The organism is Desulfurella multipotens, assembly GCF_900101285.1.
Classification (GTDB): domain Bacteria; phylum Campylobacterota_A; class Desulfurellia; order Desulfurellales; family Desulfurellaceae; genus Desulfurella; species Desulfurella acetivorans.
This window is the reverse complement of sequence record NZ_FMYU01000019.1, coordinates 1-12,341: the sequence shown is the minus strand read 5'-3', so window position 1 is coordinate 12,341 and position 12,341 is coordinate 1. Positions and strand designations below refer to the sequence as shown.

The 12,341-nt window shown below is 32.8% G+C and carries 12 protein-coding genes and 1 tRNA gene; 7 read left to right on the top strand and 6 right to left on the bottom strand.

Features of this window, described 5'->3' with window-relative positions; genetic code table 11:
• On the top strand, positions 1-436 hold a 436-nt coding region (locus BLQ93_RS09050; RefSeq protein WP_143338731.1), incomplete at its 5' end, for a glycosyltransferase family 4 protein.
• A 109-nt stretch (positions 437-545) separates the two neighbouring features.
• Here BLQ93_RS09050 and BLQ93_RS09045 read toward each other — a convergent pair.
• The 4 genes from BLQ93_RS09045 to BLQ93_RS09030 form a co-directional block, all read right to left on the bottom strand.
• Positions 546-622, bottom strand: a tRNA-Pro gene (locus BLQ93_RS09045).
• Entirely contained in the window at positions 600-1,535 is a 936-nt protein-coding gene (locus BLQ93_RS09040) for a hypothetical protein (protein ID WP_092129766.1), read from the bottom strand. Before BLQ93_RS09040 ends, BLQ93_RS09045 begins: the two co-directional genes overlap by 23 nt.
• A 3-nt stretch (positions 1,536-1,538) precedes the next feature.
• On the bottom strand, positions 1,539-2,375 hold the full coding sequence (gene sppA / locus BLQ93_RS09035; protein ID WP_092129764.1) for a signal peptide peptidase SppA: 837 nt from the start codon (positions 2,373-2,375) through the stop codon (positions 1,539-1,541).
• A gap of 5 nt (positions 2,376-2,380) precedes the next feature.
• Positions 2,381-3,892 (bottom strand): S1 RNA-binding domain-containing protein, encoded by a 1,512-nt coding sequence (locus BLQ93_RS09030; protein WP_092129762.1) that lies wholly within the window; start codon positions 3,890-3,892, stop codon positions 2,381-2,383.
• Between the two features lie 100 nt (positions 3,893-3,992).
• Here BLQ93_RS09030 and BLQ93_RS09025 point away from each other — a divergent pair, with 100 nt between their 5' ends.
• The 6 genes from BLQ93_RS09025 to BLQ93_RS09000 all read left to right on the top strand — a co-directional run bounded on the left by BLQ93_RS09025 (position 3,993) and on the right by BLQ93_RS09000 (position 10,169).
• Complete coding sequence (locus tag BLQ93_RS09025) at positions 3,993-4,667, top strand: histidinol phosphate phosphatase domain-containing protein (RefSeq protein ID WP_092129760.1); 675 nt, start codon at positions 3,993-3,995, stop codon at positions 4,665-4,667.
• Positions 4,652-5,770, top strand: coding sequence for an outer membrane protein assembly factor BamB family protein (locus tag BLQ93_RS09020; RefSeq protein ID WP_092129758.1), 1,119 nt, complete (start codon positions 4,652-4,654; stop codon positions 5,768-5,770). Before BLQ93_RS09025 ends, BLQ93_RS09020 begins: the two co-directional genes overlap by 16 nt.
• A 10-nt stretch (positions 5,771-5,780) precedes the next feature.
• Complete coding sequence (gene ftsH, locus BLQ93_RS09015; RefSeq protein WP_092129756.1) at positions 5,781-7,631, top strand: ATP-dependent zinc metalloprotease FtsH; 1,851 nt, start codon at positions 5,781-5,783, stop codon at positions 7,629-7,631.
• Complete coding sequence (locus BLQ93_RS09010) at positions 7,624-8,439, top strand: universal stress protein (protein ID WP_025392356.1); 816 nt, start codon at positions 7,624-7,626, stop codon at positions 8,437-8,439. The genes ftsH and BLQ93_RS09010 overlap by 8 nt, the downstream gene beginning before the upstream one ends.
• A gap of 137 nt (positions 8,440-8,576) precedes the next feature.
• Complete coding sequence (locus BLQ93_RS09005) at positions 8,577-9,767, top strand: thiolase family protein (RefSeq protein ID WP_092129754.1); 1,191 nt, start codon at positions 8,577-8,579, stop codon at positions 9,765-9,767.
• Positions 9,768-10,169: a Zn-ribbon domain-containing OB-fold protein gene (locus BLQ93_RS09000; RefSeq protein WP_025392358.1), complete on the top strand. Its 402-nt coding sequence runs from the start codon at positions 9,768-9,770 to the stop codon at positions 10,167-10,169.
• A 56-nt stretch (positions 10,170-10,225) separates the two neighbouring features.
• Here BLQ93_RS09000 and sucD read toward each other — a convergent pair whose 3' ends face one another.
• Positions 10,226-11,116: a succinate--CoA ligase subunit alpha gene (gene sucD / locus BLQ93_RS08995; RefSeq protein WP_092128248.1), complete on the bottom strand. Its 891-nt coding sequence runs from the start codon at positions 11,114-11,116 to the stop codon at positions 10,226-10,228.
• Between the two features lie 2 nt (positions 11,117-11,118).
• Positions 11,119-12,324 carry an ADP-forming succinate--CoA ligase subunit beta gene (sucC, locus tag BLQ93_RS08990; RefSeq protein ID WP_025391830.1) on the bottom strand — a complete coding sequence of 402 codons (1,206 nt, stop codon included), beginning with the start codon at positions 12,322-12,324 and terminating at the stop codon, positions 11,119-11,121.
• Between the last annotated feature and the right edge of the window lie 17 nt (positions 12,325-12,341).

Genomic DNA, 12,341 nt, shown 5'->3' with positions numbered 1-12,341 from the left:
GCAAGAGTTAGAAGTTTACGCAAAACAAAAAGGTGTTACCAATATTGTGTTTTTGGGTTTTAGAGATGATATACAAAATTACCTGGCTGCATTTGATTTGTTTGTAATATCATCTGAGTATGAAGGTCTATGTTCAAGCATACTTCAGGCATTTTTATTTAAAGTACCTGTTGTTGCAACAAATGCTGGTGGAGTAAGTGAGCTTATTGGTAACAATCAAAGAGGTCTAATTGCTCCAATCAAAGATTACAAAGCTCTTGCTCAAAATATAGAAACTCTAATTCACAATAAACAAATTTCTAAGGATCTATGTGACCAAGCGTATCAATTTAGTAACTATTTTTCTTTAAAAAACATAACTAATCAATATAAACTAATTTACGAAAAAATTATAATAACAATAGTTTCTATATTTTTGTTAGTGAATTTTAGTTAAAAACATTATTAACTTTGCGTAACTTCCTAATTGAAATAAGTAAATCTTTTATTTTCAACAATAAACAAATACAGGATAAAAAAATATTGCGCAAATAAAGATATTTTAATGGTCGGGGCGAGAGGATTTGAACCTCCGACCACTTGAACCCCATTCAAGTGCGCTACCAAGCTGCGCCACGCCCCGTCTTAATTCTAAAGCCTTTTTGCTTGAATTCTTCAAAAACATCCCTGCTGCAAGCAAAATTCACTTCATAATCTTTAATACTCATTTCTTTTTGTTTGTCAACCAAAATGTCAAAACCTAAATTCTTCCAAGCGGACAAAAAGTTATTTTTTTCAGATTCATTCATTTTGCCTAAATCTGCATAGTATCTACCATTTAATAATTTTGTACCAACAACATCGTATCCCTTTGACCTGAGTGCGTTTTCAAATTCTGAATACGTAGGCTTATTCAAGCCACCTACATAAACAATATAATAGTAGTGTGCACTTATATTTTTTTTAACTGCGTACATAATATGCTTTTGCTCTAAGACTGTTTTTAGTTCATTTAATTGATTAGGACTACAAAAAACTATGCAACTTTCTTTTATGTTTTCTATCTTTTTAGCAGGTTTTGTAACAACATTATTTTGCATGGCTGTGATGGGTTTTGAGACTTGATTTTTTTGCTCAAACCTTTGGGCAGTTGCAATGCTGGTAGTTATTCTTTGTTGTTTTGAGACTTCGTTCTTTTGCTCAAGCTCTACAGCAGCTTTTGGATTAACTGGTGTTTCTTTTATCCGGGATACTAAAGTTTTATTATTTGCAGTAGCGTTTTGGAGCGTCACTACAATATTGAATGTATTATTATTTGATTTGGTTATTTTCTTTGATTTATCTGGTACTGTATGAGGCTCAGCAGGTTTCTCTACTTTTGCAGTTTGTACCAATGTCTGCTTTTTAGCAAAATAAAATCCACTAAAAATTGCAAGCCCCAAGGCCAAAACTGCAAAAATAGCAATAAACAAAAACTTTACAAAATGAGATTTAGCTTTTTTAGGTATATCAATTTTATTTGGTATATTATTTTTTAATAGGTTAATTTTGAGCATAAACTACTTAAATATCATTTGTAAACTTGGAGTTTTTGATATATCAAGCAGATTTTTTATACTACTAAGACCAAATAAATTAGAGACTCCAGGATAACTATCGCTTAATTCAACAAATTTTAAATTTTTTTTACCTGTATATTTTTGAAGATACGCTTTTGCTGCATCAAAACCGCCAATTGAATCTATCAGATTATACTTTAGAGCCATTTGTCCAGTAAAAACTCTACCATCAGCTAATGGTTTTAATTTTTCTATATTTATATGCCTTGATGATGCTACAGCATTTAAAAATTGATTATATACACTTTCTACAACGCTAAAAATCATTTCTTTATCTGATTTTGTTGGCTTTCTTAATGGATTTCCAGCATCTTTAACATCACCGCTTTTAACAACAAAATCCTCAATACCAATCTTATTTGCCAACTTATAAGCATTAATGCCTTCAAATATGACACCTATGCTACCAGTTAAAGATGCAGGGTAAGTTACAATTTTTCTAGCTCCAAGTGCAGCAAAATAAGCTCCACTTGCACCAATACTATCAATTAAAGCAACCACTGGCTTTTTTTCATCTATTTGTTTAACTAGGTAATAGATTTTTTCACTTTGTGCTGCATCTCCTCCAGGTGAATTTATTTTAAGCAAAATCGCACTGTACATAGGATCTTTTTGAGCTTGTCTTAGTTGATCACATATTGGAGAGGCTGTGTTTGGAGTAATTAGACCAGAGATATTAATAACAGCAACTCTAGTAGGGCTCAACAAATAGTAAAAAAAATTAACAACAAAAATTAACAAAAAAACTATAAAGAAAATTTTTACTATTTTTTTCATAATCCCTACATTAACCTCGAAATCATTTTTCTTCTAGGTATTTCAAGCCTAATTATCTTTATTTTAACTTTTTCATCTTTGTTGACGGTTATATTATTAAGTTCACTTTTTGGTACAAGGCTCTCAACACCTTTTTCAATTTTAACAAATACACCAAAATCTTTTACACCTGTTACAACACCTTCTATAACATCACCTACTTTGTATTTACCTTCAATTAAACTCCATGGATCTGGTTCAAGTTGCCTCAATGAAAGAGCAATTTTTTTCTTTTCCAAATTAATGTCAATTATTTTAGCCTTAATTTTTTGAGAAATGGTAAGCGATGGTCTTTCTTCTGGAGACCATGAAAGCTCATTTGTGTGAATTAAACCTTCAATACCTTCATCTATTTTTACAAACACACCAAAATCTTTTATGCCAGTTATAACACCTTCAACAACATCACCTACATGAAATTTTTCTTTAATATCAGACCATGGCTCGGGCTCAAGTCTTTTAATACTTAAAGCAATTTTTTTCTTTAAGGTATCAACCATGAGTACTTTTGCTTTTATTGTCTGACCAATACTTAATTCTTCCTTTGCTTCTTTTGGAAATTTAACCCAGCTAATTTCAGAATTATGAACAAGACCTTCAATACCCTCTTCAAGTTCTATAAAAACGCCATAATCCACTATATTTGAAATTTTACCTTCAACTATATCTCCTTCTTTAATTTTTGTTTCTTCCCATGGATCGGCTGATAAGTGCTTAATACTTAAAAAAATCCTTTTTTTATCGTCTTTTTCTTCTATGCGCATAACTTTAGCTTTAATTTCATCCTGTGGCTTTAAAACTTCCCTCGGATTTAAAATTTTTTTCCAGGAGATGTCAGTAATATGAACAAATCCATCAACACCACCCAAATCCACAAAAACTCCATAATCTACTATGTTTTTTACCTTACCTGTTACGATATCTCCAACTTTTATTTTATCTATTAAATCGGATCTTTTTTTATCTGCAATTTCTTCCAATAATTGTTTTCTTGACAAAATAACATTTTTTTTCTGCTCATCAATATTTATAACTTTGAATTCGTACTCTTTGCCAATGTAATAGTCAAAATTCCTTTTTTTTGATAAATCAACCAATGATCCAGGCAAAAAAGCCACAAAGCCATCTACATCAACCAAAAAACCACCCTTAATAGAAGCTTTTATGATACCTTTTACAGGTTTTCCTTCTTTAAAAGCCTGATTTATTGCATTAAAACCTAATATTCTATCTGCTTTAGCTTTTGAAAGAATTTGAAAACCATTTAAATCTTGTTTTCCTAAAAACATAACTTTTATTTTATCGCCAATATTACATTCACTTTTAAACTCGTTTAATGGCACAATACCTTCTGATTTGTAACCTATATCTACAAATACATAATCGTCTTTAATATTGATAATTGTACCTTCTATAATTTCGCCTTCTTCAAAATCCTTAAAAGTATTTTCATAATTCAACATATAATCCTTATCCATACAAACCTCCACGACCTTGATTTGTCTATTATAACTTATATAAAAAGCTTGTCAATAAATAAAACTTGACAAGCAAAAACAATCGTCTAAAATTAAAATTATGATTGATTTTCACACTCACACAGTGTTTAGTGATGGAGAACTTATACCATCTGAATTAGTTAAAAGGGCAAAAGATAAAGGCTATAGAGCTATTGCTATAACTGATCATGCTGATTTTTCAAACTTAGAAATAATTATTAACAATATAAAAAAAGTAACGTATGGTTTAGAAAAATATTATGGTTTATATGTTTTTTGCGGAGTCGAAATAACGCATGTTCCACCAAAACTAATAAAAAATACAATAGCAGCATCATGGCAACTTGGTGCTGAAATTGTAGTTGTTCATGGTGAAAGTCCTGTAGAAAATGTTGCCAGTTTGACAAATTTATATGCCATAGAAAGTAAATGTGATATTTTAGCGCATCCTGGTTTAATTGATCAAAAAGAAGCTCAACTTGCAGCCAAAAACAATGTATATTTAGAGATTACATCAAGAAGTGGACATAGCTTAACAAACGGTCATGTATTTCAAATGGCAAAAAAATATAATGCAAAATGTGTTATAAATACAGATACCCATTCTCCTTACGATCTTATTGATATAAATTTTGCAAAGACAATACTTCATGGATGCGGAATGGATGAAAATGAAGTTAACAATATATTGCTAAACAGTGAAGAACTCTTAGAAAAAATTTTAAAAAGGAGATTTTTGTGCTCAAAAAAATAAGTCCGCTTTTTTTGTTATCCATTATAATATTTTCTATGTATTCGTGTTCTAGCACAAAACATATCAATCTTACTGTTGAAGAAAAACCACTGCCTATAGCAAAACAAACGAGTATTGTAAGTCCACCAGTAAAAGTAGAAAAAATCTACAGCGTTGGTCCAGTATCATACAGAGCTAAAATATTTATTTACAACGATACATTATTCATTGGAAGTACAAACAAGCACATTTATATGATAAATCTCAGAACACATGATATAAAGAGTTTCGATATTAAAGAACCCATAGAAGCAGAAATTTATGCTGACAACTATATATACGTAGGCACAACAAAAGGACAACTTTTAAAAATGGACTACAAAGGGGGAATTATATGGAAAAAACAATTTAGTTTTCCTATAGTGGGTAGTATAATAGAAGACGAAGGTTATTTATACGTAACAACTACAAACAATACACTCTACAAAATAGATAAATTAGATGGGAAAATTATGTGGGAATTCCATAGAAATACAGCACCTATGAGTGTAAAAGGTTTTAGCGTGCCGGTTATAACAAATGATGCTATCTATATAGGTTTTGATAATGGCATGCTCTACAAGCTAACCAAAAATGGTGATGAAATTTGGGAAGTCAAAGTTGGCAAAGGCGAGCTTTTTGTTGATGTTGATTCAAAAGCTGAACTTACAAGCTCTCATGTTTATGCAACTAGTACAACGGGTTATACTCAATCAGTATCAATTGACAAAGGAATCAATGTATGGTCAAAAGAAATATCAAGTTTTGCAAACCTACAAATTTCTCCTTTTGCTTTATTTGTTGCAAATGAAAAAGGTGGGGTAGATGCACTTGATCCTCAAAGTGGAAATATTATATGGAGTAAAACTCTAAGCTACAATTACGATGTATATTCTATGTATTTATCTGGTAATGATTATCTATTTTGTTTGCTATCAAATGGTAGATTGGTAATCTTAAATGCCTTAAACGGAAAAGTTATGCAAATATTTAATTTGGGCGGTATTTTTGATTCAAAATTTACATATTATAAAAATGCTCTGTATATAATTTCAAGAAATGGTAGCATATATAAAATTTATTGAAGGATAAATCATGCAAAATAATAATGATGAACAAAAACCAAATAAAGAAAATAATTATCAAAACTTAATAAAGTTTTCATTGTTTTACCTGCTAATTGGGCTTTTAGCAATCTATTTTTATCAAAGCTATTTTGCGCAAGAAAAGAAAACGCTTACTTACTCTGAGTTTAAATCGCTTGTTGCTAAAAATAGAGTAATTAGTTGCGAAATTTCTTCTCAATATATAAAAGGCGAATATCTAAATGATAAAAACAAAAAAGAAAGCTTCGTTACAATTGCAGTAAATGATCCTAATTTAGTAAAAGATTTAGAAGAACACCATGTAAATTTTAGCGGTACAATTTCAAATACCTGGCTTACAAATCTTATATTCGGGTGGATTTTGCCATTTGGGTTACTTTTTTTCTTATGGTGGTTTATGACAAGAAAAATAAGGGGCTCAAGTGGTTCTATCTTTGGGTTTGGCAAAGGCAGGTTTAAAGTTTATTTGAATAAACGTCCAGATGTCAAGTTTTCTGATGTAGCAGGCATTGATGAGGTTAAATATGAAGTAGAAGAAATTGTTGAATTCTTAAAAAACCCAGGTAAATACCAAAGGCTGGGTGGAAGAATACCTAAAGGCGTTTTACTTGTAGGTGCACCAGGCACAGGAAAAACTCTCCTAGCAAAAGCCACGGCAGGCGAAGCAGAGGTACCTTTTTTAAGTATAAGTGGATCTGAATTCATAGAAATGTTTGTAGGTGTTGGTGCAAGCAGGGTAAGGGATTTATTTCAAGAAGCCAAAAAATTAGCCCCTTGCATAGTTTTTATTGATGAAATTGATACTATAGGAAAAAGCAGAGCAATAAATACTATAACTTCAAATGATGAGCGTGAGCAAACCCTTAATCAGTTATTAGCAGAAATGGACGGATTTGAGTCAAATTTAGGTGTTATAATTATGGCCGCAACAAATAGGCCAGAAATCTTAGATCCTGCACTTTTAAGGCCAGGAAGATTTGATAGACAAATTATAGTTGATAAACCAAATGTAAATGGCAGAGAAGCAATATTTAAAGTACATGTTAGAAAAATTAAATTAGATCCAGATGTAGATATTAAAAAATTAGCTCAAATGACACCAGGACTTGTTGGCGCTGATATAGAAAATATCGTTAACGAAGCAGCACTTTTAGCAGCAAGGGAAAATAGTGAAACAGTAAATATGAGACATTTTGAAGAAGCAATAGAAAGACAAATTGCAGGTCTTAAAAAGCAAAATAGAGCAATGCGAGAAGAAGAGAAAAAACGCGTTGCTGTACACGAATCTGGTCATGCTATTATAGCTTATCTATTGCCAAATGTTGATAAAGTTCATAAAATATCCATTATACCCAGAGGAGTTGCTGCTCTTGGTTATACCCAACAACTTCCCACAGACGATAGGTATTTAATTACAAAGCAAGAAATGCTCAATATGATAAAGGTACTTTTTGGTGGTAGAATCGCAGAAGAGCTCGTTTTAAAAGATGTTTCAACAGGCGCACAAAATGATTTATCACGAGCAACTGATATTGCCAGAAGTATAGTTACAAAATTTGGAATGAGCGAAACTATTGGCTTGGTTGTTCTTGAAGATCCAGCAAAATCTAGATTTTTGGGTACAGAAAACATATTCACTCAAAAAGATGAAATTAGCGAAAAAACAAAAGAAGCTGTAGATGCAGAAATAAATAAAATATTAAATGATTGCTATAAAGAAGCAAAAGAGATGCTGGAAAACAATATGGATAAATTGGAAAAATTAACAAATTTACTCTTAGAAAAAGAAGAAATCAATGAAGAAGAACTAAAAAAGGTTATGGAGAGTGAAAATGTATAATTTAAGCAAATTACTGGTGGCAGTAGACTCCAGTCCTTATAGTACAAATGCAATAAAATTTGCGCTCGATTTTGGAAAAAAATTTGATTGCATAGTGGATGCATTGCATGTTGTTGATACTATGCAACTTGAAGGTCCGTTTATTTACGATTTAAGCGGTGTTTTAGGTTTTGAGCCATTTATAAATTTTAGCGCTGAACTTAAAAAAACGCTTGAAGAAAAAGGAAGAAGCATACTCCAAGCATTTTCTGAAATGGCACAAAATGAAAATGTAAAATTTAACTCGTTTATCGAAGTTGGTATAATACCAATAACAATAGTAGAAACCTCTTATGAATACGACATGGTCTTTATTGGAAAAAAAGGCATTAATGCTTCATTTGAAAGGGGAATTTTAGGCAGCAATATTGAATCTACTATTAGAAAAATAAAAAAACCTATTTTTGTTGCCGACAAAGACTTCTATGAAATAAAAAATATTGTGGTTGGCTATGATGCTAGAGAACCAGCCAAAGAGGCTCTTGAACTGGCAAATGCACTTGCTGGTAATCTTAAAGCTAAAATACACATAGTAAATGTAAGAAAAACTGAAACAGAAAATCTTGAAGACAATAATTTAAACATCATATACCTTACAAAACAAAAAAGTGTTGCTGATACTCTAATTGAATATACAAAAAATCTCCAAAACCCATTACTAATACTTGGAGCATATAATAAAAACAGATTGCTTGAAATGATTATAGGTTCTACTACAGAAGCAATACTTAGAAAAGAGTGCAATCTGCCTTTAATTATTGTGAGATAACTTTAAGCTGTTTGTTTTAGAAAGTAATAAAATAAACGAGTCCTTTTTATGAATTATTTCTTTCAAATACTTGAATTATTCAATTGATATAAAATTAAAATTAGTTAATTAATTAAATTCCATATATGAGGTGAATAATGAAATACACTCATCTAAAAAAACTAAGGGATAAATATGCAATAGTTGGAGTCGGCTACACACCGCAGGGAAAAGTCCCAGGAAGATCAGCATTGAGTTTTTATGTAGAAGCTGGAATAAATGCTATAAAAGATGCTGGCTTAAAAAAAGAAGATATTGACGGTCTTATATGTTACAGGCAGTTTCCAGCAATATCAAATGAACCGGAAGCAACTCCTTATCTGGTAGCTCAATTATTGGGTATAGAACCTACTGTATTAAGTCAAGAATCATACTGTCCAAGACACCATTTTGTCCAGGCTGTCTCATTGTTAGAAGCAGGTTTTTGCAATTATGTTTTGATAATCTATGCAGACAATGCTTTATCTGGACGTAGAATGTTTATTGAAGAAGCTACACATCCAGAGCCTAAAAATGACAATTACATGTATGGTGAGTTTGGATTCGTTGGGGACTATGCTCTGGCTGCAAGAAGAGCTATGTTTGAATTTGAAACAGGTCCTAACACATGGAAAGAAATAGCCGTAAGTCAAAGAAAATGGGCTAATCTTAACCCAAATGCCACAATGTATAATAAACCACTTACTTACGAAGATTATTTAAACTCAGAATACCTTATAGAACCATTTAGAAAACTGGATGCCTCACTTATAAGTGATGGTGGTAGAGCATGTATTGTAACTTCTGTTGAAAGGGCAAAAGATTTAAAAAATCCCGTTGTTTCTATAATGGGTATTGGTGAAGCAAACCCAAGTATTGATATCCATCAAGCTACCTATATAACTGGACCTACGGGTGCTAAAAAAGCCTCTCAAATGGCTTTTGAGATGGCAGACATTACACTAGATGATATAGATGCTTGCGAAATATACGATTGCTTTACCTATACTGTTGAAATAACTATGCAAGATTATGGTTTTTTTAAACCCGGCGAAGGAAAAGATTTTTTCAAAGATGGTTTCACTGCCCCTGGCGGCAAATTACCTGTAAATACTTCTGGTGGTTTGCTTTCTGAAGCTTACTTTATGGGTCTTACGCCTATAACAGAAGCAGTTATGCAATTAATGGGAAGAGCAGAAAAAAGACAGCTTGGCGTGGCAATAGGAAATAAAAAGCCTGAAATTATATTATGCAGCGATAATGGTGGTGTATTGCAAACACATGCTACTATAATATTAAGGAGGCTATAAATGAATACATTTTTACCAACACCTACTGCCGATACTAAATTTTTCTGGGAAGCCACACAAAATAAAGAATTAAAATTTCAAAAGTGCAGGAATTGTGGTCATGTAAGATGGCCTGCATCTATTGCATGTCCTGAATGTCACTCTTTTGACTTTGAATATGTGATTTCTAAAGGTATAGGTAAGATCTATAGTTTTGTTGTTTACAATGTAGCATTTCATGAAGCTTTTAAACAAAACCTTCCTTATGTAGTAGCAATAATAGAATTAGAAGAAGGACCTCATATCTTAAGTAATGTGATAACTAATAATCCTGCAGAATTAAGATGTGAAATGCCTGTAAAAATTATTTGGGAATCATATGAAAACTATAATATACCAAAATTTAAACCTTTTGAAAATTAAATTTTTATAGCAGACCAAAAAGGTCTGCTATATATATGTAAAGTAGGAGGGATAGACTAAATCGAAAAGTGATATTTATCTTTTAGTGTTTTGTATATTGTTTCACCAATGTAGCCAGGATTTTCTATGATATGAACACCTGCTTCTTTTAAAGCATTGTACTTTGATTCAACAGTGCCTTTCTTTCCCATTATAATTGCACCTGCATGTCCCATTCTTCTGCCTTTTGGAGCGCTTGCGCCTGCAACAAAAGCAAATACAGGTTTTGTAACATGAGCTTTGATGTATTCTGCAGCTTTTTCTTCTGCATCACCACCTATCTCACCTACTATCATTATGGCTTCTGTTTCAGGATCTTGTTCAAATCTTTCAAGCCAGAAGATATAGTCTGTGCCTACTATAGGGTCACCTCCTATACCAAGGCATGTAGATTGGCCAAGACCTACTTTTGATATTTGATCTGCTGTCTCATATAGCAGTGTACCGCTTCTTGAGATTATACCTATTGAGCCTCTTTTAAAGATATGACCTGGCATTATACCTATTTTTGAAGCATCCGGTGTTATAATACCTGGACAGTTTGGACCTATAAGTATTATGCCTTCTTTTTCAATTACCCTTTTTACCTTTACCATATCAAGCACAGGTATACCTTCTGTTATACATACAATAATCTTTATACCACTGCCTACTGCTTCTAGTATTGCATCTGCTGCAAATGGAGGTGGAACAAATATGAGGCTTACGTTTGGGTTTGTTTTTTGAACAGCTTCTTCTACAGTGTTAAATACAGGTATACCATCCACATCACTGCCGCCTTTGCCTGGTGTTACACCACCTACTACCTTTGTCCCGTAATCCCTGCAGGCTAGGGCATGGTATCTACCTTCTTTGCCTGTAATGCCTTGTACTATTACCCTGCTTGTTTTATATACAGCTATAGCCATATTTATTTCTCCTTCTTATTGGTTTCTTTTGTTGTTTGGTTTTCTTCTTTTTTTGGTTTTGTTATTTGAGTTATCATATGAGCAGCTTCTTTTATGTCCTGGGCTACAGAAAATGCAAGGCCACTGTTTTTTAGCATTTCCATACCTTCTTCTTTATTCATACCGGTAAGCCTTACTACTATTGGGACTTTTACTTCTACTGTCTTTAGGGCTTGCAATATGCCATTTGCCACTTTATCGCATCGCACAATACCGCCAAATATATTTATGAATATAGCTTTTACTTTTGGGTCTCTGGTTATTATCTCAAAGCCTTTTGCTATGGTATCTGGTGTAGCTTCACCACCTACATCAAGAAAGTTTGCCGGGTTTCCACCTGCAAATTTGATAACATCCATTGTAGCCATAGCAAGACCTGCACCGTTTACCATACAGCCTATATCACCATCAAGCTTGATAAAGTTTAAACCAGCAAAACGTGCTTCAAGCTCATCTGGGTCATATTCAGTTAAATCTCTCATCTTTGCTATTTCTTTTCTTCTAAAGATTGCATTGTCATCTATTTCTATCTTTGCATCAAGGGCTACCAAGTGGTTTGTATCTGTTACTACAAGCGGGTTCATCTCTAAAAGCGAGCAGTCTTTATCCATAAACAGTTTGTACAGGTTACTTACGATTCTTGATATTTCTTTTTCCTGTTCAACAAGGTCAAGATCGTACTTTAATCTTCTTATCTGGTATGGCAAAAAGCCTACCGCTGGATCTATCGGTATTTTTATGATGTCTTCCGGGTAGAGCTCACTTACCTCTTCTATACTCATACCACCCCTTTTTGAAGCAATAACCACTGGTTTTCCTATGGTTCTATCTATAGTAATAGAAAAGTAGAGTTCCCTTTTAATGCTTGATACTTTCTCTACAAGTAGTTTTCTAACCTTTACACCCTGAGGTCCAGTCTGTGCTGTTACAAGCGTTTTGCCAAATAATTCCTGAGCAATGTCTCTGGCTTCATCTGCAGTTTTAGCAATCTTTACACCACCTGCTTTGCCCCTGCCACCGGTTAGAACCTGTGCTTTTAATACAACAGGAAAACCCAGCTCCATTGCAACCATCCATGCATCGTAGGGAAAATATGCTACCCTGCCTTCTGGTATTGGTACTTCGTATTGACTCATAAGCTCTTTTGCCTGGTACTCGTGAAGCTTCATTTAAACCTCCAAAAAAA

Excerpts from the sequence above, each read along its gene's own strand:
- ftsH (WP_092129756.1), top strand. The coding sequence starts at position 5,781 with ATGCAAAATAATAATGATGAACAAAAACCAAATAAAGAAAATAATTAT.
- BLQ93_RS09000 (WP_025392358.1), top strand. The coding sequence starts at position 9,768 with ATGAATACATTTTTACCAACACCTACTGCCGATACTAAATTTTTCTGG.
- sucD (WP_092128248.1), bottom strand. The coding sequence starts at position 11,116 with ATGGCTATAGCTGTATATAAAACAAGCAGGGTAATAGTACAAGGCATT.
- BLQ93_RS09040 (WP_092129766.1), bottom strand. The coding sequence starts at position 1,535 with ATGCTCAAAATTAACCTATTAAAAAATAATATACCAAATAAAATTGAT.
- sppA (WP_092129764.1), bottom strand. The coding sequence starts at position 2,375 with ATGAAAAAAATAGTAAAAATTTTCTTTATAGTTTTTTTGTTAATTTTT.
- BLQ93_RS09025 (WP_092129760.1), top strand. The coding sequence starts at position 3,993 with ATGATTGATTTTCACACTCACACAGTGTTTAGTGATGGAGAACTTATA.
- BLQ93_RS09010 (WP_025392356.1), top strand. The coding sequence starts at position 7,624 with ATGTATAATTTAAGCAAATTACTGGTGGCAGTAGACTCCAGTCCTTAT.
- BLQ93_RS09005 (WP_092129754.1), top strand. The coding sequence starts at position 8,577 with ATGAAATACACTCATCTAAAAAAACTAAGGGATAAATATGCAATAGTT.
- sucC (WP_025391830.1), bottom strand. The coding sequence starts at position 12,324 with ATGAAGCTTCACGAGTACCAGGCAAAAGAGCTTATGAGTCAATACGAA.
- BLQ93_RS09030 (WP_092129762.1), bottom strand. The coding sequence starts at position 3,892 with ATGGATAAGGATTATATGTTGAATTATGAAAATACTTTTAAGGATTTT.